The 26,117-nt window shown below is 62.9% G+C and carries 25 protein-coding genes and 1 tRNA gene; 14 read left to right on the top strand and 12 right to left on the bottom strand.

Annotation, left to right across the window (positions count from 1 at the left end; all coding sequences use genetic code 11):
- Window positions 1-60: 60 nt before the first annotated feature.
- The 10 genes from AC2T3R_RS21025 to AC2T3R_RS20980 are packed head-to-tail and all read left to right on the top strand — an operon-like array spanning window position 61 to window position 9,858.
- A complete protein-coding gene (locus AC2T3R_RS21025; RefSeq protein ID WP_054573866.1) occupies window positions 61-1,548 on the top strand; it encodes a type II and III secretion system protein family protein in 1,488 nt (495 codons plus the stop codon).
- Between the two features lie 15 nt (window positions 1,549-1,563).
- Window positions 1,564-1,845, top strand: coding sequence for a hypothetical protein (locus AC2T3R_RS21020; RefSeq protein ID WP_054573865.1), 282 nt, complete (start codon window positions 1,564-1,566; stop codon window positions 1,843-1,845).
- Between the two features lie 35 nt (window positions 1,846-1,880).
- Complete coding sequence (locus AC2T3R_RS21015) at window positions 1,881-3,194, top strand: TadE/TadG family type IV pilus assembly protein (RefSeq protein ID WP_486744218.1); 1,314 nt, start codon at window positions 1,881-1,883, stop codon at window positions 3,192-3,194.
- 9 nt (window positions 3,195-3,203) lie between these two features.
- Window positions 3,204-3,674 carry a TadE/TadG family type IV pilus assembly protein gene (locus AC2T3R_RS21010; RefSeq protein WP_486744217.1) on the top strand — a complete coding sequence of 157 codons (471 nt, stop codon included), beginning with the start codon at window positions 3,204-3,206 and terminating at the stop codon, window positions 3,672-3,674.
- The gene (locus AC2T3R_RS21005; RefSeq protein WP_486744216.1) at window positions 3,674-4,177 is read left to right on the top strand and encodes a TadE/TadG family type IV pilus assembly protein; all 504 of its coding nucleotides are present in this window, start codon (window positions 3,674-3,676) and stop codon (window positions 4,175-4,177) included. Before AC2T3R_RS21010 ends, AC2T3R_RS21005 begins: the two co-directional genes overlap by 1 nt.
- Window positions 4,171-5,388 (top strand): AAA family ATPase, encoded by a 1,218-nt coding sequence (locus AC2T3R_RS21000; RefSeq protein WP_486744215.1) that lies wholly within the window; start codon window positions 4,171-4,173, stop codon window positions 5,386-5,388. The genes AC2T3R_RS21005 and AC2T3R_RS21000 overlap by 7 nt, the downstream gene beginning before the upstream one ends.
- A gap of 3 nt (window positions 5,389-5,391) precedes the next feature.
- Window positions 5,392-6,834, top strand: a complete 1,443-nt coding sequence (locus AC2T3R_RS20995; protein ID WP_397460982.1) for a TadA family conjugal transfer-associated ATPase — start codon at window positions 5,392-5,394, stop codon at window positions 6,832-6,834.
- Window positions 6,831-7,817: a type II secretion system F family protein gene (locus AC2T3R_RS20990; protein ID WP_486744214.1), complete on the top strand. Its 987-nt coding sequence runs from the start codon at window positions 6,831-6,833 to the stop codon at window positions 7,815-7,817. The genes AC2T3R_RS20995 and AC2T3R_RS20990 overlap by 4 nt, the downstream gene beginning before the upstream one ends.
- A 27-nt stretch (window positions 7,818-7,844) precedes the next feature.
- On the top strand, window positions 7,845-8,813 hold the full coding sequence (locus AC2T3R_RS20985) for a type II secretion system F family protein (protein ID WP_486744213.1): 969 nt from the start codon (window positions 7,845-7,847) through the stop codon (window positions 8,811-8,813).
- A gap of 1 nt (window position 8,814) precedes the next feature.
- A complete protein-coding gene (locus AC2T3R_RS20980; RefSeq protein WP_410951789.1) occupies window positions 8,815-9,858 on the top strand; it encodes a tetratricopeptide repeat protein in 1,044 nt (347 codons plus the stop codon).
- 183 nt (window positions 9,859-10,041) lie between these two features.
- Here the strand turns inward: AC2T3R_RS20980 and AC2T3R_RS20975 are convergent, their stop codons facing one another.
- The 6 genes from AC2T3R_RS20975 to AC2T3R_RS20950 all read right to left on the bottom strand — a co-directional run bounded on the left by AC2T3R_RS20975 (window position 10,042) and on the right by AC2T3R_RS20950 (window position 15,575).
- Window positions 10,042-11,052: a DUF4917 family protein gene (locus tag AC2T3R_RS20975; protein WP_410951788.1), complete on the bottom strand. Its 1,011-nt coding sequence runs from the start codon at window positions 11,050-11,052 to the stop codon at window positions 10,042-10,044.
- Between the two features lie 215 nt (window positions 11,053-11,267).
- The gene (locus AC2T3R_RS20970; RefSeq protein WP_486744212.1) at window positions 11,268-12,974 is read right to left on the bottom strand and encodes a SulP family inorganic anion transporter; all 1,707 of its coding nucleotides are present in this window, start codon (window positions 12,972-12,974) and stop codon (window positions 11,268-11,270) included.
- 165 nt (window positions 12,975-13,139) lie between these two features.
- Window positions 13,140-13,213: transfer RNA gene (locus AC2T3R_RS20965), tRNA-Gly, on the bottom strand.
- A 111-nt stretch (window positions 13,214-13,324) separates the two neighbouring features.
- The gene (locus AC2T3R_RS20960) at window positions 13,325-14,212 is read right to left on the bottom strand and encodes an alpha/beta fold hydrolase (protein ID WP_013974016.1); all 888 of its coding nucleotides are present in this window, start codon (window positions 14,210-14,212) and stop codon (window positions 13,325-13,327) included.
- A gap of 448 nt (window positions 14,213-14,660) precedes the next feature.
- A complete protein-coding gene (locus tag AC2T3R_RS20955; protein WP_061550377.1) occupies window positions 14,661-15,353 on the bottom strand; it encodes a pseudouridine synthase in 693 nt (230 codons plus the stop codon).
- A 9-nt stretch (window positions 15,354-15,362) separates the two neighbouring features.
- On the bottom strand, window positions 15,363-15,575 hold the full coding sequence (locus tag AC2T3R_RS20950; RefSeq protein WP_015271611.1) for a cysteine-rich CWC family protein: 213 nt from the start codon (window positions 15,573-15,575) through the stop codon (window positions 15,363-15,365).
- A gap of 143 nt (window positions 15,576-15,718) precedes the next feature.
- Here AC2T3R_RS20950 and AC2T3R_RS20945 point away from each other — a divergent pair, with 143 nt between their 5' ends.
- The gene (locus tag AC2T3R_RS20945) at window positions 15,719-16,171 is read left to right on the top strand and encodes a hypothetical protein (protein ID WP_085721051.1); all 453 of its coding nucleotides are present in this window, start codon (window positions 15,719-15,721) and stop codon (window positions 16,169-16,171) included.
- A gap of 147 nt (window positions 16,172-16,318) precedes the next feature.
- Here the strand turns inward: AC2T3R_RS20945 and AC2T3R_RS20940 are convergent, their stop codons facing one another.
- Entirely contained in the window at window positions 16,319-17,425 is a 1,107-nt protein-coding gene (locus AC2T3R_RS20940) for an enoyl-CoA hydratase/isomerase family protein (RefSeq protein WP_486744211.1), read from the bottom strand.
- Between the two features lie 126 nt (window positions 17,426-17,551).
- Here AC2T3R_RS20940 and ung point away from each other — a divergent pair, with 126 nt between their 5' ends.
- A complete protein-coding gene (ung, locus tag AC2T3R_RS20935) occupies window positions 17,552-18,244 on the top strand; it encodes a uracil-DNA glycosylase (RefSeq protein WP_486744210.1) in 693 nt (230 codons plus the stop codon).
- 120 nt (window positions 18,245-18,364) lie between these two features.
- On the opposite strand, the gene AC2T3R_RS20930 is transcribed toward ung, so the two are convergent.
- The 5 genes from AC2T3R_RS20930 to AC2T3R_RS20910 form a co-directional block, all read right to left on the bottom strand.
- Window positions 18,365-19,396, bottom strand: a complete 1,032-nt coding sequence (locus AC2T3R_RS20930; protein WP_410951784.1) for an AbrB family transcriptional regulator — start codon at window positions 19,394-19,396, stop codon at window positions 18,365-18,367.
- The gene (locus AC2T3R_RS20925) at window positions 19,389-20,903 is read right to left on the bottom strand and encodes a tripartite tricarboxylate transporter permease (protein ID WP_486744209.1); all 1,515 of its coding nucleotides are present in this window, start codon (window positions 20,901-20,903) and stop codon (window positions 19,389-19,391) included. The genes AC2T3R_RS20930 and AC2T3R_RS20925 overlap by 8 nt, the downstream gene beginning before the upstream one ends.
- Window positions 20,904-20,906: 3 nt before the next feature.
- On the bottom strand, window positions 20,907-21,365 hold the full coding sequence (locus AC2T3R_RS20920; protein ID WP_015271606.1) for a tripartite tricarboxylate transporter TctB family protein: 459 nt from the start codon (window positions 21,363-21,365) through the stop codon (window positions 20,907-20,909).
- A 137-nt stretch (window positions 21,366-21,502) separates the two neighbouring features.
- Complete coding sequence (locus AC2T3R_RS20915) at window positions 21,503-22,483, bottom strand: Bug family tripartite tricarboxylate transporter substrate binding protein (RefSeq protein WP_013974007.1); 981 nt, start codon at window positions 22,481-22,483, stop codon at window positions 21,503-21,505.
- Window positions 22,484-22,529: 46 nt separating this feature from the next.
- Window positions 22,530-23,819: an OprD family porin gene (locus AC2T3R_RS20910; protein ID WP_023663468.1), complete on the bottom strand. Its 1,290-nt coding sequence runs from the start codon at window positions 23,817-23,819 to the stop codon at window positions 22,530-22,532.
- 200 nt (window positions 23,820-24,019) lie between these two features.
- Between AC2T3R_RS20910 and AC2T3R_RS20905 the strand changes: the two genes are divergently transcribed.
- Both AC2T3R_RS20905 and AC2T3R_RS20900 read left to right on the top strand, forming a co-directional pair.
- A complete protein-coding gene (locus AC2T3R_RS20905; protein ID WP_013974005.1) occupies window positions 24,020-24,691 on the top strand; it encodes a response regulator in 672 nt (223 codons plus the stop codon).
- The gene (locus AC2T3R_RS20900) at window positions 24,684-26,063 is read left to right on the top strand and encodes a sensor histidine kinase (RefSeq protein ID WP_025340432.1); all 1,380 of its coding nucleotides are present in this window, start codon (window positions 24,684-24,686) and stop codon (window positions 26,061-26,063) included. Before AC2T3R_RS20905 ends, AC2T3R_RS20900 begins: the two co-directional genes overlap by 8 nt.
- The last annotated feature ends 54 nt before the right edge of the window (window positions 26,064-26,117 follow it).

Below are 26,117 nucleotides of genomic sequence, written 5' to 3'. Positions count from 1 at the left end.
TCGGCAGGAACAAGAATACCTAGCAAGGAGTTGTGTATGAATACTTTGCAGAGACTAGGGATGTACCTGTTGTGCGGGCTGGGTACGCAGCTGCTGTTCGTCGGCGTGACGCAGGCTGCAGAACCGGGATCGGGATACAGCGCCATGCCGGCGGCCAACGCCAACATGGTCCAGGTGCCCATTTACAAGTCGCGGACGATCAGCGCTCGTACGCCGGTGAGGAAAATCTCGGTCGGCAACCCGGATATCGCCGATATCCTGATCACCAGCCCGACCCAGCTCTACCTGCTCGGCCGTTCCCTCGGCACTACCAACGTATTGCTGTGGGACAGCAACAACCGCTTGATCGAGACCATGGATGTGGAGGTTGTGCATGACCTCACCGGGCTCAAGACCAAACTGCACCAGCTGCTGCCCGAGGAGAACATCGAGGTGTTCAGCGCACAAGGCGCGTTGGTACTGCGTGGTCAGGTGCGCAGCGCCGCGGCCATGGACACAGCGATGAAAGTGGCCAAGACCTATGCCGCGCAGACCTCGAGTGTGGTGCAAGGCAAGGGTGAAGCCGCCGAAGCGGCACCGGCTCAGTCGCTGGAGGTGATCAACCTGCTCAGCGTCGGTGGCAGCCAGCAGGTGATGCTGGAAGTGAAAGTGGCAGAGATGCAGCGCAGCCTGATCAAGAACCTCAACGTGCGCTTCAATGCCCTTGGCTCGTCCGGCAACTGGAGCGGTGGTGGGTTCAACAATGGTCAAGGCCTGGGCCTGACTCCAGGTGGCGGGTCGATCCTTTCGCCAGGTTCGCTGATTGGTGGCGGCAAAGGCTTGTTCGCACAGTTCCTGTCCGACGATTTCCTCTTCAACGTGGTGCTGGAGGCGTCCAAGGACAATGGTTCGGCCAAGGTGCTGGCCGAGCCCACCCTCACCACGCTGACCGGCCAGCAGGCGGAGTTCATTTCTGGTGGCGAGTTCCCGGTGCCGATCACCGAGGATGATGGCATCACCATCGAATACAAGGAATTCGGTGTCGGCGTGAAGTTCCTGCCGGTGGTGCTCGACTCCGGGCGTATCAACCTCAACCTGAATGTCTCGGTGAGCGAGCTTTCCAACGCTAACTCGCTGGTACTCGACACGGGCCTCAGCAGCATCCTGGGCGATGGAGTTTCCCAGGTTATTCCGTCGCTGACCAAGCGCAGCGCAGAGTCCACGGTCGAACTGGGCAATGGCCAGACCATTGCCATCGCCGGCTTGATCAGCGAAAACACTCGCGATTTCGTCAGCCGTTTCCCGGGTCTGGGGGACCTGCCGATACTCGGGCACCTGTTCCGCAGCCAATCGTTCATCAACGGTGAAACCGAACTGGTGATCCTGGTGACGCCGCACCTCGCCAAGCCCGTGGATGCCAAGGCAGTGCGCCTGCCCACCGAGAAGTTCGTCGAGCCCAGTGACCTGGACTTCTACCTGCTCGGCAAGACCAAGGGCAGTGAGCCGGGGCGCGCGGTCCCCGTGAGCCTCGGTGTCAGCGGTGGCAACTTTGGCCATGACCTGAATTGATCGGAGAGAACCAGCATGAGAAGCATGATCGTGTGTTGCGTGCTGCTGTCGGGGTTGTCGGGTTGCATGTCGTACGACGAAGGGCGCGTTGGCCCGTTGGGCTACAGCGTCTACCAGACCACCTACCAGCAGATTGCCGACAAGCAGGTAGCCGCCAACCCAGGCACTGAAGTGCCGGCCGCTGGCTCTGACGGGCCTTTACTGGAGAAGGTGATCAATAGCTACCGGGGGACGACTGGTGATGCGCAGCAGATCGGTCAGCCGATCCAGATCCAAGTCACTGATTCAACTCGCTGATTGAGGGCGTAATCATGACTCCTCGAGCTCAACGGATGTTCACCGCGCCGCCAGGCCAACAGCGGGGGGCAGTAACTGTCATCATCGTGATCGCCCTGTTGGCGATACTGATGATGGCAGCGTTGGTGCTCGATGGCGGTCACATGTTGTTGAACAAGACCCGACTGCAGAATGCCGTGGACGCCGCCGCGCTCAGTGGCGCCAAGACCCTGAGCCAGGTGATGGGCACTGGCAATTCTGCCAGTACCACACGAGCAGCCGCGCTCTTCACCCTCAACGAAAATGCCAAGGCCGCTGGCAACACGGAGCTGTTGACGGCAATCGGCGGCAACCCTGGCGGATTTGCCGTGGTGGAGTTGGCAGACAATGTCTATGGGCCTTTCTCCTTCCCCGGGCCGGCCAATGCCACCTATGTGCGGGTCTCGGTATCGAATTACTCACTGGCGGGCTTTTTCTGGAGCTTCGCCCAGTCAATCGGTACAGGAACCGTGGGGACCAAAAGTGTGACGGCGATTGCCACCGCCGGGCCGAGCCCCACCAGTCCATGTGATCTTGCGCCGCTGCTGGTGTGTGGGGATCCGACCAAATACACCCCGGATACCGGCATGTTCTGGGGGTATCGCTTTGGTGACCTGGAGGTCTTGAAATCGGCTGCCAAGAATAGCGACCCGATTGGCCCGGGCAACTTCCAGCTGCTCGATTTTGGCTCGGGCGGCAAGGCGGTTGGCGAACTCATGGCTGGTGGCGCCTCGGTTTGCCGAAATGTCGGTGACAACGCCGCTACCAAGCCTGGCAACACGGTTGGCCCTGCTGTGAAAGGCCTGAATACTCGCTTCGGCGAGTACGCCGGGTCGCTCAATAGCACGGACTATCCGCCCGATCTGGTTACGAGCTATAGCAACCCGGCGATGAAGTACAACGACAAAACTGAAAAGGTGGAGCACCAAGGCCAAGTCGTCACTTCGAGCAATGGCAACCTCTCTGCTGGCGGCACGCCGCTGTTCGACTACAACGACTATGCCGCGCAGACCGCCGCATGTGTCGCAGGCGGTACGGGTTGCCAGTCGGGTGGAGTTTTCGAGCGGCGGATGCTGAAGATCGTGGTGGGCGACTGCTCGGGCAAGAACTCGGGGGCATCATCGATTCCGGTCATCGGTTTCGGTTGCTTCTACGTAGTGCAGCCGGCCGACAACTCGGGTGGGGATTCGCAGATCTTCGGCCAGTTTGTCAAGCAATGCGAGGGTGACGGCGTGCCTGGGCCCACGCCGCAGGACGATTCCGGCCCGCAGATCATCCAGCTGTACAAAACCTTTATCAGTGGCAGTGGCACACCGAGCACCGACTCCTAGGAGCGTGTCATGGAACTCTATCGGCTCAAGCGTGCGCAGCGTCAGCAAGGGGTGGCAATCGTCGAGTTCACCATCACCCTGCCACTGTTGCTCCTGACCTTGCTGGCTTTCGGCGAATTTGGCCGCATGCTTTACCAGTACAACAGCCTGCTGCAGGGCAGCCGGGACGCCGCGCGTTTTGTCGCCAGCCAAGCCTGGAACTCGACCCTTGGCCAGGTCGAGGTGAGCGCCGATCTCGAGTGCATGACCAAGTACGTGGCGGTGCATGGTGCGCCTTCCACGCCGCCCTGCAGCCTGACCGGGATGCCGGCCAATACCACCGTGCAGGTTGCCAAGGTGGCGGGCACCAACGACCACGTGCAGGTGACAATCAGCGCGGTCTTTTCCCCGCTGATCGCCAACGGCATTCCGGCCTTTATCGGCAACGGCGCCGCGCTGAACTTCCCGTTGGTCGCCACCACCGTGATGAGGGCACTGTGATGAAGCGCAGAAGCATGCAGGGCGTTTACGTGGTGGAGTTCGCCATCGTCAGTGCGTTGATGTTCACGCTGTTGTTCGGTGTGCTGGAAATAGGCCGGCTGTACTACACCGTGAACGTGCTGAATGAGTCCGTTCGGCGTGGCGCACGTCTGGCGGCGGTGTGCAATATCAGCGATCCGGTGGTGCTGCGCCGGGCGATATTCAACAGTGCGGGCGACAGTGGCGCCAGCAGCCTGCTGGCCGGCCTGGACACCTCGGACCTGACTCTGCGTTACCTGGACAAGAACGGTGCACAGGTCGCCAACCCCGGTGATCTGGTAAGTGCCACCGGGTTTGCCGCCGTCCGCTATGTGCAGCTGACGCTGCAGAACTTTCAATTCAGCCTGTTTATTCCAGGGTTTGGCGTGCCCATTACCTTGCCAGTATTCAAGGCGACCTTACCTCGCGAGAGCCTCGGGCGTCATACCGAGGCGGATGTCGTACCGGAGATCACACCATGCTGAATCTTAGGGAATCTTCCGTATCCGCTACCTCCATCAAACCCGGGATGCGTCTGTTGATCAGCAGCTCTGACGCCTTGGCCCTGCGTCAATTGCAAGAAATCTGTCAGCGCATCTCCGGTCTGGAGGTGAATGTTCGTCAGGTGAGCAATGGGCATTGCGACCCTCTGTACGGGCTGGACCGGACGCCCGATTTCCTGCTGCTGCGCGTTGGCCAGCTGTGGCGTGAGGAACTGGCGGCCCTGTTGCAACGCCCGGCCCATGAGCGCCCGCCGCTTTTGGTGTGTGGCCTGCTGGACGATCGGGAAGGCATGCGCCTGGCAATGCAGGCCGGTGCGCGCGATTTTCTGCCGGAGCCTATCGTTGCCACGGAGCTTATCGCTGCCTTGAACCGTATGGTCATGGAAACCCAGACCAACAGCACGGCAACAGGCAAACTGGTCGCGGTGATGAATGCCAAGGGTGGCTCCGGTGGCACTGTGCTGGCCTGCAACCTGGCGCATCAGCTCAGCCTCAAGGGCAACACCCTGTTGCTTGACCTGGACCTGCAGTTTGGCAGCGTGTCGCATCATCTGGATGTGGCGCAGTCGCACAGCCAACTGGACGTGTTGCAGCAGATAAAAGAAATGGACGGGGTGGCACTGCGCGGGTTCTGCAGCCATTTCAGCCCGTCCTTGCATGTGCTTGGCAGCCGCGCCAATGAGCTGTGTCTGCCGCAGGATGTCCAGGCCGAACAGCTCGATGCGCTGCTGCAACTGGCGCGGGCCAACTATGACTGGGTAGTGGCGGACTTGCCGCGGCAGATCGATCACATCACCGCTTCGGTGCTGGAGCAGGCCGACCGGGTGTACGTCGTGGTGCAGCAGAGCGTCAACCACCTGCGCGACGCCAGTTCCCTGGCACGCATTCTGCGCGATGACCTGGGCGTGCGCGGCAATCAGCTGGAGGTGGTGGTCAACCGCTACGACAAGGCGGCGCCGGTCAGCCTCAAGGATATCGGCGAAGCGCTGCGCTGCACCAATATCGTGAAACTGCCGAATGACTTCAGCGTCATCAACCAGAGCCAGAACACAGGTGTGCCATTAGGCCTGCAAGCACCTCGCTCGGCGATCACCCAGGCGCTGCGTGGGCTGGCCGAGGAATTGGTGGGCAAGCAGGTGGCCACAGACAGCGGACTGTTCAAACGCGCCTTCAAGCGTGTTTTTCGGGGGTGAACCATGCTTAGCGATTTCCGTAACCGTTTGCGCAAACAGGCAGTCACCCCCGAGGCATCGACGCCGTCGAAGCAGGGTGGCGGCGCGAAGGACCCGGCAGAGGCGCTGATGGCGTGGGAACATTCGGCACCGGATGTTCTGTTTGAAACGAAAAGCCAGGTCACATCGGTGGAGGCCGAGTGGCGGGAAAAAACCTATCAGCAACTGCTCAAGGTCATGGACCTGTCCTTGCTCGATTCGCTCGAGCAGGCCGAGGCCGTGCGGCAGATCCGCGATATCTGCCAGCGTCTGCTCGATGAGCATTCGGCGCCGGTAAGCTCTGCCAGCCGCCAGTTGATCATCAAGCAGATCACCGACGAAGTGCTTGGCCTTGGCCCGTTGGAGCCGCTGCTGGCCGACCATACGGTGTCCGACATTCTGGTCAACGGGCATGACTCGGTATACGTCGAACGGTTCGGCAAGTTGCAGCGCACCGATGTGCGTTTTCGCGATGATCAGCACCTGCTGAATATCATCGACCGCATCGTCTCCAGCCTCGGTCGACGTATCGACGAGTCTTCGCCGTTGGTCGATGCCCGCCTCAAGGACGGTTCACGGGTCAATGCGATCATTCCGCCGCTGGCCATCGATGGGCCGAGTATCTCGATCCGCCGCTTTGCGGTGGACCTGCTCAATATCGACAGCCTGATTCAGGCCGGCGCCCTTACCCCGGCCATCGCGCTAATGCTCAAGGCGATCGTGCGAGGCCGGCTGAACGTGCTGATCTCTGGCGGCACCGGCTGCGGCAAGACCACCATGCTCAATGTGCTGTCCAGTTTCATTCCCCACAACGAGCGCATCGTCACCATCGAAGACTCGGCCGAGCTGCAACTGCAGCAGCCACATGTAGTGCGCCTGGAAACACGGCCTGCGAACATCGAGGGGCGCGGCGAGGTGGGCCAGCGGGAGCTGGTGCGCAACAGCCTGCGGATGCGCCCAGACCGTATCGTGATCGGTGAGGTGCGTGGTGCCGAAGCGCTGGACATGCTGACGGCAATGAACACCGGGCACGATGGTTCACTGACTACCATCCACGCCAACACCGCTCGCGATGCGTTGGGCCGGGTCGAGAACATGGTCTTGATGTCTGGCGCTACGTTCCCGATCAAGGCCATGCGTCAGCAGATCGCCTCGGCCATCGATGTGGTGATCCAGCTGGAGCGACAGGAAGACGGCAAGCGGCGGTTGGTCAGCGTGCAGGAAATCAATGGCATGGAGGGTGAGATCATCACAATGACCGAGATTTTCTCTTTTGTCCGCAGTGGAGTGGGCGAGCAAGGCCAGGTGCTCGGCGAATACCGGCCAAGTGGCATGGTCCCGGCCTTTCGCGATGCCTTGGCCAAGCGCGGTATCGAATTGCCGCTGACGATGTTCAGGCCGGAATGGATGGAGGGTCGTCAATCATGAGCCAGATACCCGGTGAATTCATCCTGATGTTTCTCGGCATGGTGTTTATCGCCGTGTTTCTCCTCAGCCAGGGGTTGGTGGTGCCGGTGTTCGGCGAGGCGGGCAAGGTCCGCAAGCGTATCCGCGGCCGACTTGTAATTCTGGAGCGGGCAAGCCATCTGCCAAACATGCAGTCCGTGTTGCGGCAGAAATACCTGACCCGCCTGTCGCCGCTGGAGGCGCGGCTCGAGCAATTGCCGTTCATGGCGACGCTGACACAACTGATCGAGCAGGCCGGACATGAGTACCGGGCTTATCGAGTGCTACTGATGGGGATCATCCTGGCAGCGGCTGCCGGCGTGCTGGCCTGGCTGTTCCTTCCCTACTGGTGGCTGGCGCTGGCGGCAGCGTTCGTGGCGTTCTGGCTGCCGCTGCTGAAAATCACCGCTGATCGTGGCAAGCGTTTCGCCAAGTTTGAGGAGGGTTTGCCGGATGCGTTGGAAGCCATGTGCCGGGCATTGCGCGCAGGGCACCCCTTCAACGAAACCCTGCGTCTGGTGGCAGAGGAGCACAAGGGACCGGTGGCGCACGAATTCGGCCTGACCTTCGCCGATATCAACTACGGTAACGATGTGCGCCGGGCCATGCTTGGCCTGCTGGAACGGGTGCCGAGTATGACTGTGATGATGATGGTGACCTCGATCCTCATTCATCGCGAGACCGGCGGCAACCTGACCGAAGTACTGGAGCGCCTGAGTAGCCTGATCCGCGGGCGTTTCCGCTTTCAGCGCAAGGTCAAGACAATGTCGGCCGAAGGGCGAATGTCGGCCTGGGTGTTGGTGGCCGTACCCTTTGTGCTGGCGGCGGGGATCATGCTCACTAGCCCCACGTATTTGCCAACGCTGGTCAACGATCCTTTCGGCCAAAAGCTTATCATGGCGGCTTTTGGCTCCATGTTGGTTGGGATCTTCTGGATTCGCAAAATCATCCGAATCCAGGTTTAAGCAGTTCTCTCAACGGGGGCGTCGGTCATGGATTATTTGCTCGGTTTATTGAGTCGGGTGACGGACAATGAGGCACTGACACGCCTGCTGATCGTCGGCGTGATCGGGGTAAGTACGGTCATTGCGGTGATCACCGTGACGTTACTGGTGCTGGGGTTGCAGAGCCCTCTGCAACGTCGTCTTGCATTAATCAAGCGTGATCATTCCAGCGCTGCGGCCGGGCGGGAGGCGCCAGGCAATCTGCAACTCCTACTGGAGCGGGTCGGTCGGCGCCTTGGCCCGTCTGAGCAAGGGCAGGCGTCAGCCACCCGAACCCTTTTGACCCACGCGGGTTACGGCTCGGCGTCAGCGGTACAGGTGTACTGGGCGGTTCGTTTGCTGTTGCCTCTGATTTTGGTTGGTATATCGCTGTTGACACTGCCACTGGTACCCAACCTTTCCTCAACCATGATTATCGCTGTGGTGCTCATAGGGGCTGCTGTCGGATGGTTGCTGCCGGCACTGTATATCGACAAGCGCAAGACGGCTCGGCAGGGGCGGTTGCGTGCGGCCTTTCCTGATGCCCTGGACTTGATGGTGGTTTGCGTAGAGTCGGGTCTGGCGTTACCCCAGGCAATCGAGCGGGTGGCCGAAGAAATGGCGGTCAGCCAGGCCGAACTGGCCGAGGAACTGGCGTTGGTCAATGCGCAAATTCGCGCCGGTATTTCCAGTACAGAAGCGCTCCGGCAACTGGCAGAACGCACCGGCCTGGAAGACATCCAGGGTCTGGTCAGCCTGTTGGCCCAAAGCATCCGCTTCGGCACCAGCGTAGCGGCCACCTTGCGCATCTACGCCGAGGAGTTTCGTGACCGACGTATGCAGGCCGCCGAGGAAATGGGCGCGAAAATCGGAACAAAGCTGGTTTTTCCGCTAATTTTCTGTCTGTGGCCAAGCTTTTTTCTGGTTGCCATCGGCCCGGTGATCATCGGGGTCCTTAGAACGTTCGGGAAGCTATGACATGAACAGGATCAGCTTGCTGTTGACCATGATCGCCGTGCTTTCGGGTTGCCAGAGCACAGGGCCAGACTTGAATGGGGTGCGTTCTGTCTACTCCGCTGGCAATTCGGTGCTCTATCAGGTGCAGTCGCAGAGCAACTCGCCCGACCAGGCGATGCAGATGGCTGCTATGGCTTACCAGGCCGGTGACCTGGACCAGGCGCTGTACCAGTACCTGCGCGTCCTCGAGCTGGCGCCCGAACGTTATGAGGCCTTGGTCTGGGTTGGCCGTATCCACCGCGAACGGGGCAATAACCAGCTTGCCGAGATGGCTTTCACCGAGGTACTGGGCAAGGCACCTGATAACCCCGATGCCCTGACGGAAATGGGCCTGCTGAATCTGTCCATGCGTAAACATGAGCAGGCCAAGGCAATGCTGTTGAAAGCAGTTGCCGTGGATCAGAAACGCTTCGTCAAGGACCCGGCCACCACCCAGACCGGGGCGGCTGCGCTCAGGGTCGACGGCAAGTCACCGCTCAAGGCCTACAACGGGCTGGGGGTACTCGCGGATCTGGCCGACAACTTCGCCGAGGCGCAAACCTACTACCGCCTGGCCGAGCTCATAGATCCGCGTTCGGCGTTGGTGCAGAACAGCCTGGGGTATTCCTACTACATGGCCGGGCAATGGGCCGATGCCGAGCTCCGGTACAAGCGTGGTGTGAGTTACGACGGCACCTACAAACCGCTTTGGCGCAACTATGGGTTGCTGCTGGCTCGCATGGGGCGCTATGAGGAGGCTGTGTCTGCCTTCGAACAGGTCGAAAAGCGTGCCGAGGCCAGCAATGATGTCGGCTATGTCTGCCTGGTGGAAGGCAAGCTGGATGTGGCCGAGCAGTTTTTCCGCAGCGCGATCGAGTTGTCGCCGGGGCACTACCCCGTCGCCTGGGAAAACCTGAACAGGGTCCAGCAGATTCGGCAAATCCGCCAGCTGGGCGGCGATGTCGCGATGCCCGAGCCGGTTGCAGTTGGCCCGGCCGTGCAGGTGACAACCGCGTCGGCGCCTTGACGGGGCGAGTGGTTCAGCGGGCAAGCCCTGATGCCTGTCAGATAGCATTAACGGGACTGCTTTGCAGCCCATCGCCGGCAAGCCGGCTCCCACAGGTACCGCTCAGAATTCAGGCGTTGCGCGATCCCTGTGGGAGCCGGCTTGCCGGCGATGGACCGCAAAGCGGCCCCCAATTGGTCCACTTCATCTGTGGGTGAGCGGTGCTTCAATAGCCAACGCTGCCTGCCCCAACGGATGCGTACTGGCATCAAAGAAGTGCAGCACTGTCCCCGGCATATCCCCGAACCTGTCGACAAAATGCTGCTTCTGGTTGATCACCGATGCCTCGCTCAACGGCCTTATGGCAATCGACAGATGCATCGGTCGGGCCTGTCGGATGGCTTCGAGCAGATGCTGGTCACTGCTGTCCAGGTGCAGCCCGAACAGGCATAGCCCCTGGCTTTCCCGCGCCAGTTGCCCCAGGCACCAGCCCAGGTAGTCAGAGTTGCGGATGGCGCGCAGCTTCTCGTCGCTGCGGTCTTCGTTGACGAACAGCGGCACTTCGCCCGGGATGTTCACGGCAAAACCATCGAGCAGTTCGGCGCTGTCGGCACTGCGTTGGCGGGTGGTGCCGTCGGGCAGCTTGAGCAGGTGCAGGCCGCCATGCAGGTGCAGTACCCGCGTACCTTCGCCGTTGGTGCGGCGCACGTCGAAGAAGCCTTGCTCGTCGAATAGTTCGGCGAAACCCTGCGGGGCGTGTTGCACGGCCCACGGTAGCAGCAGGTCGTAGTTGCTGGTGTAGACGCTGCGGTAGCCACGCAGCGCCTGGTTGAGGGTTGCCAGGGTCGTGGCCGGCATGAGTGGCCACGGCAGGTGCACCGTGCGTACGGCGTGGATCAGCGCTTCCTTGATCGAGTAGTAGCGGTTCAGCGGCGCGGTGGAGTTGATGGCCAGCGCGGCGTTGGTGCGCACGGTGGTGTTGAGGGCGCTGAGCACCGGCTCGAACAGTTCCGTACCCAGTGACTTGAACAGTGCCTGGTCGCTGACGGCCAGGCCTTTCTTGCGCCCGGCACGTTGCGCTTCCTCGAACAGCGAGAAGTAGCCGAACGGCTTCCACAGCACGCGGCTGGCGCCGTTGCCCAGCAGCAGGGCGTCGCAAGGGTGGCGGGCGGCGAGTTCCGGCCAGGGGGTGAGGGTGGCGTCTAGTGCGGGCATGCTGGGGTCCGTTGGGTGGAGCGGGAACGGGGGCGACTTTAGCATGTCATGCAAGGTGTGCGAGGGTTGGTGTCCAGGCAACTGCTTTGTGCAGCCTGTACTGGCCCTATCGCCGGCAAGCCAGCTCCCACGGTTCGCCACAGGCCTTGAGAGCAGTGCAGTACCTGTGGGAGCCGGCTTGCTGGCGATATGGCCAGTAGCAACGACGCAATGCTTCAACCTTGTTCAGCCCGTTGCCCAATGCGACTCCTGTTACGCCAAACCCGATAGGCGCGAATGCCCGCCCGCACCGAGCCGAACAGCAGTTTGTCTTCCATCTCCCGGGCCATCCCCGAGCGCACCAGCATGCGCAGGAAGGTGCCGCGAGCGCGGGCGATGGCAAAGAAGATGCCCTGCGCGGCCAGGGTGTCGCGCACTTCGCGCAGGGCGGCGATGCCGCTGACGTCGATGCTGGTCACCGCCTCGGCATCGAACAGCACGGCCCTGGGCTGGTCCTGGCTCTGCACCGCTTCGAGCAGGCGCATCTTGAAGTAGTCGGCGTTGAAGAACAGGATCGCGTCGTCGAAGCGGTACACCACCAGGCCTGGCACGGTGCGGGCATCCTTGTGTTTGCGGATGTCCACCTGGCCTTCGGTGCCCGGCAGCCAGCCCAGCACCGCGTCGGTGGGCTGATAGATGCTGTACAGCAGGCGCAGGATCGCCAGGGTCACGGCAAACACGATGCCGGGCAGCACGCCCAGGCTCAGCACACCGACCGTGGTCAGCAGGCACAGCCAGAACTCGAAGCGGCTCAGGCGGCGGATATGCTTCAGCGACTTGATGTCGATCAGCCCCCAGCCTGCCATCAGCAGCACGGCACCCAGCGCTGCCTGCGGGATCCACGCCATCGGCGCGGTGAAGAACAACAGGATCAGGGCGATGACCAGTGCTGCGATGATGCCCACCAGTTGGCTCTTGCCACCGACCATGTCGTTGACCGCAGTGCGCGAGTCTGCACCGCTGATGGCAAAGCCCTGGGAAACCCCGGCAGCCAGGTTGCTTACGCCCAAGGCGACGAATTCGTGGTTGGCGTTGATCGCGTAGCCGTGCCGGGCGGCAAAGCTGCGTGCGGTGAGCATGGCGCTGCAGAAGCTTACGGTGGCGATACCCAGGGCGTCGCGCAGCAGGCTTTTCATTTCTGCCAGGTTACTGTGTGGCCAGGCCAGCTGCGGGATGCCGGCAGGTACCGGGCCGAGAATGGCGACGCCAAAGCGGTCAAGGCCGAGCAGGCCGACCAGCAGCATGAACAGCGCCACTACAGTTAGCGCCGCAGGCAGGTGGGGGTAGCGTCGTGGCAGCCAGATCAGCAGGCCCAGTGCGGCGATGCCGATGAGCAGCGTCACCCAGTGGATTTCGCCCAGGCGCTGGAAGAAGTTGATCAGGCTGAGGATGAAACCGTCGCCCTCGATCTTGAACCCCACCACCTTGGACAACTGCCCGGCGATCAGGCTCAGGCCGATACCGTTGAGATAGCCGATCAGGATCGGCCGCGAGAAGAAGCTGGCGATGAACCCGGCCCGGGCCACCCCAGCCGCGATCAGCATTACCCCGACCAGCAAGGTGACGATCACCGACAGCTCGGCAATCCGGTGCGGCTCGCCCATGGCCAACGGCGCCACGGCGCCGGCGATCATCGCGCAGGTAGCGGCGTCTGGGCCGACCATCAGCTGGCGCGAGCTTCCGATCAGGGCATAGACCATCATCGGCAGCACACAGGCATACAGGCCGTACTGCGGCGGCAGGCCGACGATCTGCGCGTAGGCGATGGCAATGGGAATCTGGATCGCCGCCACCGAGAGGCCGGCCTGCAGGTCGGCGTGGAACCACTCGCGGCGGTAGTGCAGCAGGTTGGCAAGGCCCGGTAGCCAGCGGGAGAGAAACATGCGTCGTCCTTTCGAAATGCTTCACGAATCCATCCACGCATTGAAGCGGATCGGCAGGCAAATGGCCATGGGGCAGGTCAAAGGGAGGGGGGAGAAACGAAAAAAGGAGCCTGGGCTCCTTTTGACAGCGATGACGTTGCTGGAACGCCATGCGGGAATGCGATGTGGAGCGGGTAGAGGGAATCGAACCCTCAACTAAAGCTTGGGAAGCTTTCGTTTTACCACTAAACTATACCCGCGTTTGCGCAGCACTTTTTACCAGAACCCTCAACGAATTAGAAGCCCAAGTTATTAAAAAGCTTGTCGGCGCCCCATGGTTTGCGGGTTTGAGCCACAGGACGCCGAGTTGCTCAGATGGCCAATGCATGCTGCTCCTGTTTTACAGGCTGGTAACGTTGACGAGGTTCACGCACGGTTGGCTTCAGGAACCCCAGCATGACACTGCGAGTGTCCTCGCAAGCGGCCTTGTGTTCCATATCCAGGAAGTGGCCTGCATCGCGGATCACGCTGAAGTGGCTTCGGCCCACGTGCTTGCTGAACTGCCGCGCATCTTCGACCGTGGTGTACTCGTCGCGGTCACCATTGATGAAAAGTACCGGGATGTCGATATTGCGTGCACCATCCAGCGCCCGCCCCAGGTCATGTTGCAGCACCTCATTGATGTGGAAGTGCATCTGCGCATACTCGTGGCTGTCCAGGCTGCTGACATGGCGGTAGTTGAAGCGCTTGAACAGTGACGGCAGGTGCTTGCCGATGGTGTCGTTGATCAGGTTGCCGACCTGATAACGGTCGCAGGCGGCCAGGTACTGGCAACCACGGTCCAGGTAGTCGCGCATCGGTTCGTTGATCACCGGTGAGAACGAACTCACCACTGCCTTCTTCACGCCCCGCGGCTGGTGCGCCAGCGCCAGCAGCGTACTTGCGCCACCCCACGAGAACGACATCACGTGGTCTGCCTGGAAGTGCTCGATCAGCTCGAGGAGAATATGCGCTTCGGTCTCCTTGCTGATAAAGCGTTCCTGGCGATTGTGCGGCTTGGATTTGCCAGCGTATGGCTGGTCGAACAGTACAACGTTGAACTGCGGGTGCAGGTTACGTACCGTCTGGGCGAACGAGGCCGTGGTGGCAAGCGAGCCATTGATCAGGATGATCGTATTCTCGGCCGCATCCGCGCGATAGAACTCCGTGTAAACCCGATACTGACCTTGGATATCAAGTACAGCGATTTCTGGCCTCATGTCATCGACTCCTGGCGCAAAAAGGGTATTCGCGTCACCTAGGGTGCACGTTCTTTATGACAGGTAGGCATTTGCCTGAAGAGAAACCGGGGGGCCCTGTGTCGATCCTTGGCACGTGCGTCGACGGTATTGTTTTAGGCGGGCAATTCGCCGTGCCCCAAGGCATCGAGGCCTTGGGTGGCCGGCAAAAAGTGTCTTCGACTGCGGTCGTGACTTGGTAGTCACATGCAGACTGACGATTTGGATTCAAGCAGTGGGTCGGGAATCCCGCAAGTGCCGTTCGGGGGAAAATGTGACTTTTGTCGCTGAGCGGTCGTATGACGACCCTGATCTGTCTGGTCCGGCCTCTTCGCGGGCTCGCCCGCTACCACAGGGATCACACCAGCCCGGAGGCCTGTGGTGTACCTGTGGGAGCGGGCGTGCCCGCGAAGAGGCCGGTACAGGCTGATTAGACCGTCGCTATTTCATCCGCCGTCAGCTCACGAAACGCCCCTGGCGCCAACCCCGGGTCCAGCCGGATCGCCCCCATGCTCTCCCGATGCAACCCCACCACCTTGTTGTCGAAATGGCCGAACATGCGCTTCACCTGGTGATAGCGCCCTTCGATGATCGACAGCCGTGCCTGGCGCGGCCCGAGGATGTCCAGCTGGGCGGGCAGGGTGGTGAGGTCTTCGAAAGCGAAGTAGAAGCCCTCGAGGAACTTGGCCACATAGTGCTCGCCAATCTCGTCCTCGGTTTGCACCAGGTAGTGCTTGGGCAGCTTGGTCGCGGGCTGGGTAAGCCGGCGTGACCATTGGCCATCGTTGGTCAGGATCATCAAGCCCGTGGTGTTGAAGTCCAGCCGCCCGGCAATGTGCAGGTCCTCACGCAAACCGGCTGGCAGCAGGTCGAGCACGGTGCGGTGTTGCGGGTCCTGGGTGGCGCTGACGCAGCCTGCGGGCTTGTGCAACATCAGGTAGCGTGCCGGGCGGCCAGCCTGCAGCAGCTGGTCGTCCAGCTCCACGCGGCTGAATTCGCGCACTTCGGCCAGTGGGTCGCTGACCACTTGGCCATCCACCCGCACACGGCGTTGCGCCAGCATCAGACGGACTTGCTGGCGGTTGTGGCTGGGCAGGTTGGCGAGGAAACGGTCGAGGCGCATGGCAAACGGTCAGTCGGAAGCGGGGGAGCGAAGTTGTTCTTCGACGGCGGCGCAGCGCGGGCACAGGCAGGCTTTGTCGCGCAGCTCGGCGGGAAGGGCTTCGAGCACGGCAGGGTCGATGGTCACGCTGTAACACCAGCAGGCCTGGGTGGCTCGGCGCGGATCGGCCAAGCTGCACTGGTTGAGGGCGCCACAAGCGGGGCAGTGCTGGTTGTCGGGCATGGCTGCCATTCACCTGTATCAAATTGTTGCAGAAATGGCACTGCACCTTGGCGGCACTGTCTTAATCAGTGTCGATGATCGCATTTCGCATCGACGCTCGCCAGCGCCGCTGTTCGGGCACTCCAGCGGTCCAGGAGGCCGCCATGTCCTATCGAATCCTGTTGATCGCCCTGCTGGGGCTGATGACTTCCGCCTGCGTTCCGTACTACGAGAGCGGGGGCTATTACCGATCGGACCACTACTACTCCGACCGTTATGTGTCACCGGATTATTACCGCTATGACCGCTATTACGTAGCGCCGCAGCCCCGTTATTACTACCAGCCTGCGCCGCGCTACTACTACCGCTCGGCGCCCGCGCCTCACTACCGGTCCCATCCACAGCCGGGGATGAAGCAATGGTATGGCAACCCACGAAACGACTATGGCAACCGCCAGCGGTATGACTATGGGCGCGACCGGGACCGTCATGATTATCGCGGTGGCAGCCAGCGCTACCAGCAGAATGACCGTTGGCACTCTAGCGGGCGGGGGGATGGTGACCGACGCGGGGATGGGCGGCGTGGGCACGGGCAAGGGGGGAACTGGCAGCGGTAGGTGAATTGAAAACCGGGGGCGCGTTGCGCCCCTTTCGCGACGCAAGGCCGCTCCCACAGGTACGGCGCAGCATTGGAAACCATCGCTGTACCTGTGGGAGCGGCCTTGTGTCGCGATGGGCTGCAATGCAGCCCCAACTTCTCGAAGCTACCCGAGATCCGCCAGCGGATGCCGCCCCTCCCACACCTTGGCAAAATGCGCCTCCACCACCGCCGCCGGCACTTGCGCCACATCGGGCCAGTGCCAGTGCGGCTGGTTGTCCTTGTCCAGCAAGCGCGCACGCACGCCTTCGCTGAATTCCGGGTGGCGGCAGCAGTTCAGGCTCATGCTGTATTCCATCTGGAATACCTGCGCCAACGACAGGTGGCGTGCTCGGCGAATTTGTTCCCACACCAGGTGGGCGGTCAGCGGGCAACCTTCATGCAACCGTTGGCCGGCATCTGCCAGCAGCGGGTCGTCGTGGTGCTTGAGCCCCTCCAGCGCACGCCAGGCGGCTGCTGCGTCGGCCACGTCGAGCAACTGATCGATTACCTGTCGCCGCGGCAGCCACTGGGCCTGGGGCAACTCGGCGCAGGCGCGATGCTGTTCGGCCTTGAGCAGGCTGTTCAGTTGCAGGGCGGTCTGTTCCTGCCAGTTCAATTGCAGCAGTTCCTCGATCAGCGCCTCTTGCTGGTGCTCACCCAGAAAGCGGTCGGCCAGGCCCAGGTCCAGGGCGTCGTGGGCATTGATTGGCGCGCCTGTCAGGCCGAGGAACAACCCCAGCTTGCCCGGCAGGCGGGCAAGGAACCAGCTGGCGCCCACGTCCGGGTACAGGCCGATGCTGATTTCCGGCATGGCCAGCCGACTGCTGGGGGTGACAATACGCACATTGGCGCCCTGCAGCAGGCCCATGCCACCACCCAGCACATGCCCGTGCCCCCAGCACAGCAACGGCTTGGGATAGGTGTGCAGGGCAAAGTCCAGGCGGTATTCGGCGGCGAAGAAGGTGGCGGCCAGCGGGGGCACGCTACCAGGGTGGTCGCGGCAGGCTTGTACCAGCGCACGCACATCACCGCCGGCACAGAAGGCCTTGGCACCGTTGCCGCGCAGCAGCACGCAGACGATTCCCGGGTCGCGAGCCCAGGCGTGCAACTGTTCGCCCAATACCTCGATCATCGGCAGGCTCAGCGCATTGAGCGCCTTGGGCGCATCCAGGGTGGCGATGCCGATGCGGGCGCCATCGGCGCCGGTGAGTACCTCGCAATGAATGGCCATGGACTACCTCGCGCAAGTCATCGCCCAAGTATGGCTTGCCTGGCCGAACATGCCGGTCGTCGGTCGGATCGTTTGACAAGCGGGAAGGGCTTACCTAGTGTCGCGCCATTGTTTATGGAAGGCCCCATGACTGACGACGATCGCATCAAACTCGAACCCAGCTGGAAGGCCGCCTTGCGCGCGGAATTCGACCAGCCCTACATGCATCAGTTGCGCGAGTTCCTGCGCAGCGAGTACGCCGCCGGCAAAGAGATCTACCCGCCAGGGCCATTGATCTTCAACGCGCTCAACTCGACGCCGCTGGAGCAGGTGAAGGTGGTCATCCTTGGCCAGGACCCTTACCACGGGCCGGGTCAGGCGCATGGCCTGTGCTTCTCGGTGCAACCGGGCGTGGCCACGCCACCTTCGCTGGTCAACATCTACAAGGAGCTGCAGCGCGACCTGAACATCCCGATTGCCAGTCATGGCTACCTGCAGAGCTGGGCCGAGCAGGGCGTGCTTTTGCTCAACACGACCATGACCGTGGAGCGTGCCAATGCCGCGTCGCATGCCAAGAAGGGCTGGGAGTTCTTTACCGACCGGATCATCCAGGTGGTTAGCGAGCAGTGCCCGAACGTGGTGTTCCTGCTGTGGGGCTCGCATGCGCAAAGCAAGCAGAAGCTGATCGACGGGACCAAGCACCTGGTGCTGAAATCGGTGCATCCATCACCGTTGTCGGCTTACCGTGGATTCCTGGGGTGCGGGCATTTCAGCCGGGCCAACAGTTTCCTCGAGCAGCGCGGGCTGGCGCCGATCAACTGGGCATTGCCACCGCTGTGATCACCTGAAAGAACGCGTCGCTTGCTTCGCGGGCTTGCCCGCTCCCACAGGGATAGCGCCTGCCTTGAGGGCGATGCAGTACCTGTGGGAGCGGGCAAGCCCGCGAAGCAGGCGACGCGATTATTCCGGGTTGGCGTTCCACACCCGGAACAACGGCTCTGCCAGAAACAGCACAAACAACAAGCGCATCACCTGCAGCGCCGTCACCAGCGGCACCGACAGCTGCAGGGTCTCCGCCGTCAGGCTCATCTCGGCAATTCCGCCCGGCATCATCCCCAATGTCAGCGAACGCAGATCCAGCGCGGTCATCATGCTCAGCACCCATGCGGCACTGCCGGCAATCGCCATGCACAACGCCGTGGCCACCAGGGTGCGGCCCAGGAACGACGGTGCGCGGCGGAAGAACGCGCGGTTGAAGTGGCAGGCCAGGCCGCTGCCGATCAACCACTGGCCGATCTGGCTGGCGCCATTGGGCAGGGTTATCTGCAGGTCGCCGGCCAGGCTCACGGTGGCTGCGACCAACAATGGCCCGAACAACCACGGGTTGGGCTGGCGCAGGCGCTGCCACAGCAGGGCGACGGCAACGCCCAGCGGTGCAATCAGCGCTAGCCAGCCCCAGCTCACACTGCCGGTGTGATTCAGCGGTACCCCGTCACCCAGCAGGAACTTGAACAGCGCCGGCACGCACAGTACCACCGCCAGTACGCGCAGGCTTTGCGCCGCCGCCACCTGGCTGAGCACTGCGCCATTGCGGGCGCCAAGGTTGACCATCTCCCCCGAACCGCCCGGCATGCTGGCGAAGAACGCCGTGGCACGGTCTTCACCGGTGCGCCGCAGCAGCCATACGCTGATCACGCTGGACAAGGTGGTGAACAGCGCGCCGAAGAAGATCAGTGCGAAATGGCTGGCCACCTGCTCGATCACCGCCGGGGTGAAGTGCAGGCCAATGCCGATACCGATGATGCATTGCCCGCATTTGCGGCCATTGGGGATTTCCGGCAGCTGCCAGGGTGTCAGGCAGCGCACCAGGATGATCGCCAGCAACGAGCCGACCATCCACGGCAAAGGCCAGCCGACCTTGCTGGCGGCAAAACCGCCAGCAAGGCCGACCAGCCCGGTCGCGACAAACAACGGCAACGAGCGATCAGGCATCGGCCATCGCCCGGCGCTGCAGGCTGCGTTTGCGCCAGATGCGCAGCAGCGGCAGGGTCAGCATGCAAATGGTCAGTACCCATACCGACATGCTGATCGGGCTCGACCAGAGGATGCCCAGTTCGCCGTTGGAGATCGACAGCGCCCGGCGCAGGTTCTGCTCCATCAACCCACCGAGGATGAAACCGAGCAGGATCGGCGACAGCGGGAAGTCCAGCTTGCGCAGGATATAGCCCATGATGCCGATACCGACCATCAGGAACAGGTCGAAGGTAGTGGCATGCACGGCGTAAACGCCGATCGCGGTGATGATGGCGATCACCGGTACCAGCGCCCAGTTTGGCACGGCGAGGATGCGGGTGAAGATGCGGATCATCGGGATGTTGAGGATCACCAGCATGATGTTGGCGATGAACAGCGAGGCGATCAGGCCCCAGACGATGTCTGGCTGCTGTTCGAACAACAGCGGGCCTGGGGTGATGTTGTACAAGGTCAGCGCGCCGATCATCACCGCGGTGGTGCCCGAGCCGGGTACGCCCAGGGTCAGCATCGGTACCAGGGCGCCACAGCAGGAGGCGCCGATGGCGGTTTCCGGTGCGGCCAGGCCGCGGGCGTCGCCCTTGCCGAACTTGCCCTTGTCGCCCGCCAGGCGTTTTTCGGTCATGTAGGCCACGGCGCTCGCCAGTGTTGCACCGGCACCAGGCAGCACACCCATGATGAAGCCAAGCAGGCCGCAGCGGATGTTGACCACGAACACCGAGGCCGCTTCCTTGAAGTTGAACAGCATGCGGCCGGTGGCTTTGACTGCCTGGTGGCCATGGTGGGTCTTTTCCAGCAGCAGGAGGATTTCGCTGATGGAGAACAGGCCCAGCACCAGTACCACGAACTGGATGCCGTCGGCCAGGTGCACGCTGTCGCCGGTGAAGCGGTACACGCCACTGTTGGCATCGATGCCGACTGCCGACAGGAACAGGCCGATCAATGCGGCAATGAAGGTTTTCAGCGGCTTGTCGCCGGCCATGCCACCGAGGGCGACGATGGCGAACACCATCAGCACGAAGTACTCCGCCGGGCCGAAGGCGATTGCCCATTTCGCCAGCAGCGGTGCGAACAGCACCATGCCGCAGGTGGCGATCAGCGCACCGATGAACGAACTCCAGGCCGACAGCGACAGCGCTACGCCAGCCAGACCATTGCGGGCCATCGGGTAGCCATCGAGAGTGGTCATCACGGTCGAGGCTTCGCCGGGGATGTTCAGCAGGATCGAACTGATGCGTCCGCCGTACTCGCAGCCCAGGTACACCGCTGCCAGCAGGATCAGCGCCGATTCCGGCGGCAGGCCGAGGGCGAAGGCGATGGGGATCAGCAAGGCCACGCCGTTGATCGGGCCCAGGCCCGGCAACAGGCCGACCACGGTACCGATCAGCGTGCCGGTGAGGGCGGTGACCAGGTTGTAGGGGGACAGGGCGACGCCGAAGCCCTGGCCCAGGTAGCTCAAGGTATCCATGTGTCAGTTCTCCAGTACGCTCAGCAGGCCAAGGGGCAGGGGCACGTCCATCACGCGGTCGAACAGCCAGTAGAGAAACAGGCTCATGCCCGCCACCACGATGGCGCTGTGCAGCCAGCGGCCGCCGTACAGGCGGGCCATGGGCACGCCGACCAGGATGGCGCTGAGGATGAAGCCCAGGGCTTCGAAGGTGCTGGCGAACACGATCAGCAGGCCGACGCAGGCGGCGATCTTGATCAGGGTCTCGCGGTCCAGTTCCGGTTCGTCGTCCTTGCGCACGATGGGGGTGGGGCGGAACACCAGGTACAGCAGGCCCAGGCCGAGCAGGCCGAGCGTCAACAGCGGGTAGGCGCGCGGGCCCACCGGTTCATAGGAAAACGCCGCCTGGTAAGGCCAGGCCATCACGGCCAGGGCGGCGCACACCGCCAGCAGGGCCAGGGCGAAGATGCGTTGCAGGATCATCAGAGAGTCCTCATTGAGCACGGACCCTGTGGGAGCGGGCATGCCCGCGAACACCGGCAACGCCGGTGCCAGGCACCGCGGTGTCTTCTTCGCGGGCGCGCCCGCTCCCACAGGGTCGGTGAAAGGGCGTTGGCGTGTTACTGGATCAGGCCAAACTCCCTGGCCAGTGTCTTGTAGTCAGCCACTTGCTTCTTCACATAGCCGTCCAACTCTGCACCGGTCATGGCGAACGGGAACAGTTCGCGCTGGTCACGCAACTTGGCGAAGTCTTCCGAAGCCAGCATCTTGTCGAATGACTGCTTCCACCAGGCGTATTCCTCGTCGCTCACCTTTGGCCCCAGGTAGAAGCCGCGTACCACTGGCCAGACGATGTCGTAACCCTGTTCCTTGGCGGTGGGAATGTCTTTCATCTCGGGCTCGTCCAGGCGCTTTTCCGAGAACACCGCGAGGATGCGCATGTTGCCGCTCTGAATGTGCGGCATGGAGTCGGAGATGTCGGTCGAGCCTACCTGGATATGCCCGCCCAGCAACGCCGTGGCGATCTCGCCGCCACCTTCCAGGGCGACGTAGCGCAGGTCACGCGGGTTGATGCCGGCGGCCTTGGCAATCAGGGCGGTCTGCATCCAGTCCTGGCTACCGACGGTACCGCCGGAGCCGATCACCACCTTGCTCGGGTCTTTCTTCAACGCTGCGACCAAGTCGTCGAGGGTCTTGTAGGGCGAGTCGCTTTTCACTGCGATGGCGCCGTAGCTGGTGCCGACGGCGGCCAGCCATTTCACCGCGTTTTCGTCGAAGCGGCCGAACTTGCCCTGGGCCAGGTTCAGCAGCGAACCGCTGGACCAGGCCACCAGGGTGCCGGCATCGGCCGGGCGCTGGGCGACCACGGCGTTGTAGGCCACCGCACCGACACCGCCGGGCATGTAGGTGACGCGCATCGGCTTGGTGAGGATTTTTTCCTGCACCAGGGCGCTCTGCACCAGTTTGCAGGTCAGGTCGAAGCCGCCGCCGGGCGAGGCGGGGGCAATGCATTCGGGGCGTTTCGGTTCGGCCGCGAGGGCGTTGCCGGCCAGCAGCAGGCAGCCGGTAGCGAGGACGAGGCGGCGCAGTGAGTAGGTCATCGTCTTTCTCCGTGAGCGTTGTTGTTATCAAGTTATCGCTATGGGGTTACCACAGCGCCACGCTGTAGCTCACCAGCAGCCGCACCTCGTCCGCGTCGCGGGCGAAGTTGGAGCGGAAGGTGGCGTTGCGCAGGCGCACGGCGACGTTCTTCAACGGGCCGCTTTGTACCACGTACTTCATCTCGGTATCGCGTTCCCACTCCTTGCCCTCGCCACCGGCGGCGCGGCTGACGTTGTCGCCGCTGATGTAGCGGGTCATGAAGGTCAGGCCGGGCACGCCGAGCGCGGCGAAGTTGTAGTCGTAGCGCGCCTGCCAGGAGCGCTCGTCGGCGCCTGCGAAGTCGTTGATCTGGACGAAGTTGACCAGGTACGGGTCGGCACCATCGACGTACGGGAAGGCGCTGTCGCCTGACAACTGCTGCCAGGCGGCGCTGACCTTGTGCCCGCCCAGGGCGTAGCTGAGCATGCCATTGACGGTGGTGTTGTCGATGTTGCCGGCCTTGGCGGCGCCGGCGTCGTCACTCACGGCCAGGCGCAGGTCGGCGCCCAAGGTGCCGGGGCCCCATGGCTGGGTGGCGACCATGCCGATGAAGTGCTGGCGGTAGATATCGTCGAGCTGGGCAAAGTGGTAGCTGCCGGTGATGCGATCGGTGAACTGGTAGTCGAGGCCGGCCAGGTCCAGGTTGTCGGCGCTGAACGAGCCACCGAAGCGGCCGTTCTTGTTGTTCAGGGCCAGGTCTTCCCAGTTGGTGTCGTTGCGGTCCTTGGCCTTGTCCAGTCGGCCTCCGGTGAAGGTCAGGCCCTTGACCTCCTTCGAGGTGAGCAGGCCGCCTTCGAAGGTTTGCGGCAGGATGCGCCCATCGTTGGGCTGCAGGGTCGGCAGTTCGGGGATCAGAGTGCCGATCTTCAGTTCGGTCTGCGACACCTTCACCTTGCCGGTCAGGCCGAGCTTGGAGTACTCGTCGGCGGCCTTGCCGTCATCGTGCGTCGGCAGCAGGCCGGTGTCGGTGCGGTCGGGGCTGGAGTCGAGCTTGATGCCGAGCATGCCCAGCGCATCCAGGCCGAAACCCACGGTGCCATCGGTGTAGCCAGACTCGAAGTTGAGCATGAAGCCCTGGGCCCACTCGTCGCGCTTGGATTGCTGCGCACTGGTGCCGTCGCGGAAATCGCGGTTGAAGTACATGTTGCGGGTTTCGAAGGTGGCCGTGCTGTCTTCGAAGAAGGCGGCCTGGCTCATCGGCGCGACACCGGCAAGCGCAAGGGCGCTGACGATGGCGGAGGGGCGTGCGGCAAAGGAACGGGTAGGCGCGAACGCCTGCGGCTGCGATGACAGCATCACTGATGGCTCCGTTTATTGTTCTTATTCGTTGCACCTTGCTGGTGCTTTTTTTCGGCGCGTAGGGCGACCGTGGTGCGATGCTAGGTAACCAACCTTTCGCTAACCTTTCAGCGTGAAAGGTTTGTCGACAGGGCTTCACAGGCCTGCCGACAGCGGTACACTCCGCGCCACCGTCCCACCCGAGCAGGGAGAATCCGATGCGTGTGCTGCTGGTCGAAGACCACCTGCAACTGGCTGAAAGCGTGGCCCAGGCCTTGAAAAGCCATGGCCTGACCGTGGATGTGCTGCATGACGGCGTGGCCGCCGACCTGGCCCTGGCCAGCGAGGAGTACGCCGTGGCCGTGCTGGATGTCGGCTTGCCGCGCATGGACGGCTTCGAGGTGCTGGCGCGTCTGCGCGGCCGTGGCAAGACCCTGCCGGTGCTGATGCTGACCGCGCGCAGCGACGTCAAGGACCGGGTTCATGGGCTGAACCTGGGCGCCGACGACTACCTGGCCAAGCCGTTCGAGCTGACCGAGCTGGAAGCACGGGTCAAGGCCCTGTTGCGGCGCAGCGTGCTCGGTGGCGAGCGCCAGCAACGCTGCGGGCCGTTGGTATACGATCTGGATACCCGGCGCTTCACCTTGGGTGGCGACAACCTGACACTGACTTCTCGCGAACAAAGCGTACTGGAAGCGCTGATCGCCCGCCCGGGCCGGGTGATGAGCAAGGAGCAACTGGCCGCCCAGGTGTTCGGCCTGGACGAAGAAGCCAGCCCTGATGCCATCGAAATCTACATCCACCGCCTGCGCAAGAAGCTCGACGGCCACCCGGTGGCGATTGTCACCTTCCGTGGCCTGGGCTACCTGCTCGAGCACCGCGATGCGTGACAACGGCAGCCTGCGTGGGCGCTTGCTCGGCAACCTGGCCTTGCTGCTGGTGGTGCTGATGCTGGCCAGCGGCCTGAGCGCCTACTGGAACGGCCGCGAGGCCGCCGACACCGCCTACGACCGGACCCTGCTGGCCTCGGCAAGGACCATTGCCGCAGGCCTGTCCCAGCGTGACGGTTCGCTGAGCGCGGATGTGCCCTACGTGGCCCTGGACACCTTCGCCTACGACAGTGCCGGGCGCATCTACTACCAGGTGCTGGACATCCAGCAGCGGCTGATTTCCGGCTACGAGAACCTGCCAGCGCCGCCGCCGGGCACGCCGCGTACCGACGACTACCCGGCGCTGGCGCGGTTCTACAACGCCACCTACCTGGGCCAGGACGTGCGCGTGGTCAGCCTGCTGAAGCCGGTGAGCGAGCCGAACATGAACGGCATGGCGGAAATCCGTGTGGCCGAGACCGAGGAAGCGCGGGTGCGCATGGCCCGTGGCCTGATGGCCGATACCCTGCTGCGCCTGGGGATGCTGGCGCTGGGCGCGCTGGTGATGGTGTGGTTTGCCGTGAGTGCCGCGTTGCGGCCGCTGGAGCGCCTGCGCACGGCGGTGGAAGAGCGTCAGCCGGACGACCTGCGGGCCTTGCCGGTGGTGCAGGTACAGCGTGAGCTGGGCCCGCTGGTGCGGGCTTTGAACCATTTTACCGAGCGTTTGCGCGGCCAGTTCGAGCGCCAGGCGCAGTTCATCGCCGACGCTGCCCACGAGTTGCGCACGCCACTGGCAGCGCTGAAGGCACGTGTCGAACTGGGCCTGCGTTCGGCCGAGCCGCAGGAGTGGCGGCAGACACTGGAGTCCGCGGCCCAGGGCACCGACCGGCTGACCCATCTGGCCAACCAGCTGCTGTCGCTGGCGCGGGTCGAGAACGGTGCGCGGGCGATTGCAGAAGGCGGCGCGCAGCGCCTGGACCTGAGCCAGTTGGCTCGTGAGCTGGGCATGGCCATGGCACCGCTGGCGCACAAGCGTGGGGTGGCGCTGGCCCTGGAGGCCGAGGCGCCGGTGTGGCTGAAGGGGGAGCCGACGCTGCTCAACGAGCTGTTGAGCAACCTCGTGGACAATGCCTTGGCGCATACGCCGGCTGGCGGCAACGTGATCTTGCGGGTGCTGGCGCCGGCGGTGCTTGAGGTGGAAGACGACGGGCCGGGGATACCCGAGGCCGAGCGTGAGCGGGTGTTCGAGCGCTTCTACCGGCGCAGTGCGCAGGGCAGTGGGCTTGGCTTGGCGATTGTCGGCGAGATCTGCCGGGCGCACCTGGCACAGGTGAGCCTGCATGACGGAGCGAAGGGCGGGTTGCGGGTGCGGGTGAGTTTTATCGCGGATTGATGTATTGCCTGTACCGGCCCTTTCGCGGGTGAACCCGCTCCCACAGGTACAGCG

Source organism: Pseudomonas sp. PVC-5-1 (assembly GCF_057444345.1).
Note: the sequence above shows the minus strand (reverse complement) of the source record. Positions and strands in the feature narration are given on the sequence as shown.

Bases quoted from the DNA above. Each gene is read 5' to 3' on its own strand.
- AC2T3R_RS21025 (WP_054573866.1), top strand. From the start codon at position 61: ATGTACCTGTTGTGCGGGCTGGGTACGCAGCTGCTGTTCGTCGGCGTG.
- AC2T3R_RS21020 (WP_054573865.1), top strand. From the start codon at position 1,564: ATGAGAAGCATGATCGTGTGTTGCGTGCTGCTGTCGGGGTTGTCGGGT.
- AC2T3R_RS21015 (WP_486744218.1), top strand. From the start codon at position 1,881: ATGTTCACCGCGCCGCCAGGCCAACAGCGGGGGGCAGTAACTGTCATC.
- AC2T3R_RS21010 (WP_486744217.1), top strand. From the start codon at position 3,204: ATGGAACTCTATCGGCTCAAGCGTGCGCAGCGTCAGCAAGGGGTGGCA.
- AC2T3R_RS21005 (WP_486744216.1), top strand. From the start codon at position 3,674: ATGAAGCGCAGAAGCATGCAGGGCGTTTACGTGGTGGAGTTCGCCATC.
- AC2T3R_RS21000 (WP_486744215.1), top strand. From the start codon at position 4,171: ATGCTGAATCTTAGGGAATCTTCCGTATCCGCTACCTCCATCAAACCC.
- AC2T3R_RS20995 (WP_397460982.1), top strand. From the start codon at position 5,392: ATGCTTAGCGATTTCCGTAACCGTTTGCGCAAACAGGCAGTCACCCCC.
- AC2T3R_RS20990 (WP_486744214.1), top strand. From the start codon at position 6,831: ATGAGCCAGATACCCGGTGAATTCATCCTGATGTTTCTCGGCATGGTG.
- AC2T3R_RS20985 (WP_486744213.1), top strand. From the start codon at position 7,845: ATGGATTATTTGCTCGGTTTATTGAGTCGGGTGACGGACAATGAGGCA.
- AC2T3R_RS20980 (WP_410951789.1), top strand. From the start codon at position 8,815: ATGAACAGGATCAGCTTGCTGTTGACCATGATCGCCGTGCTTTCGGGT.
- AC2T3R_RS20975 (WP_410951788.1), bottom strand. From the start codon at position 11,052: ATGCCCGCACTAGACGCCACCCTCACCCCCTGGCCGGAACTCGCCGCC.
- AC2T3R_RS20970 (WP_486744212.1), bottom strand. From the start codon at position 12,974: ATGTTTCTCTCCCGCTGGCTACCGGGCCTTGCCAACCTGCTGCACTAC.
- AC2T3R_RS20960 (WP_013974016.1), bottom strand. From the start codon at position 14,212: ATGAGGCCAGAAATCGCTGTACTTGATATCCAAGGTCAGTATCGGGTT.
- AC2T3R_RS20955 (WP_061550377.1), bottom strand. From the start codon at position 15,353: ATGCGCCTCGACCGTTTCCTCGCCAACCTGCCCAGCCACAACCGCCAG.
- AC2T3R_RS20950 (WP_015271611.1), bottom strand. From the start codon at position 15,575: ATGCCCGACAACCAGCACTGCCCCGCTTGTGGCGCCCTCAACCAGTGC.
- AC2T3R_RS20945 (WP_085721051.1), top strand. From the start codon at position 15,719: ATGTCCTATCGAATCCTGTTGATCGCCCTGCTGGGGCTGATGACTTCC.
- AC2T3R_RS20940 (WP_486744211.1), bottom strand. From the start codon at position 17,425: ATGGCCATTCATTGCGAGGTACTCACCGGCGCCGATGGCGCCCGCATC.
- ung (WP_486744210.1), top strand. From the start codon at position 17,552: ATGACTGACGACGATCGCATCAAACTCGAACCCAGCTGGAAGGCCGCC.
- AC2T3R_RS20930 (WP_410951784.1), bottom strand. From the start codon at position 19,396: ATGCCTGATCGCTCGTTGCCGTTGTTTGTCGCGACCGGGCTGGTCGGC.
- AC2T3R_RS20925 (WP_486744209.1), bottom strand. From the start codon at position 20,903: ATGGATACCTTGAGCTACCTGGGCCAGGGCTTCGGCGTCGCCCTGTCC.
- AC2T3R_RS20920 (WP_015271606.1), bottom strand. From the start codon at position 21,365: ATGATCCTGCAACGCATCTTCGCCCTGGCCCTGCTGGCGGTGTGCGCC.
- AC2T3R_RS20915 (WP_013974007.1), bottom strand. From the start codon at position 22,483: ATGACCTACTCACTGCGCCGCCTCGTCCTCGCTACCGGCTGCCTGCTG.
- AC2T3R_RS20910 (WP_023663468.1), bottom strand. From the start codon at position 23,819: ATGCTGTCATCGCAGCCGCAGGCGTTCGCGCCTACCCGTTCCTTTGCC.
- AC2T3R_RS20905 (WP_013974005.1), top strand. From the start codon at position 24,020: ATGCGTGTGCTGCTGGTCGAAGACCACCTGCAACTGGCTGAAAGCGTG.
- AC2T3R_RS20900 (WP_025340432.1), top strand. From the start codon at position 24,684: ATGCGTGACAACGGCAGCCTGCGTGGGCGCTTGCTCGGCAACCTGGCC.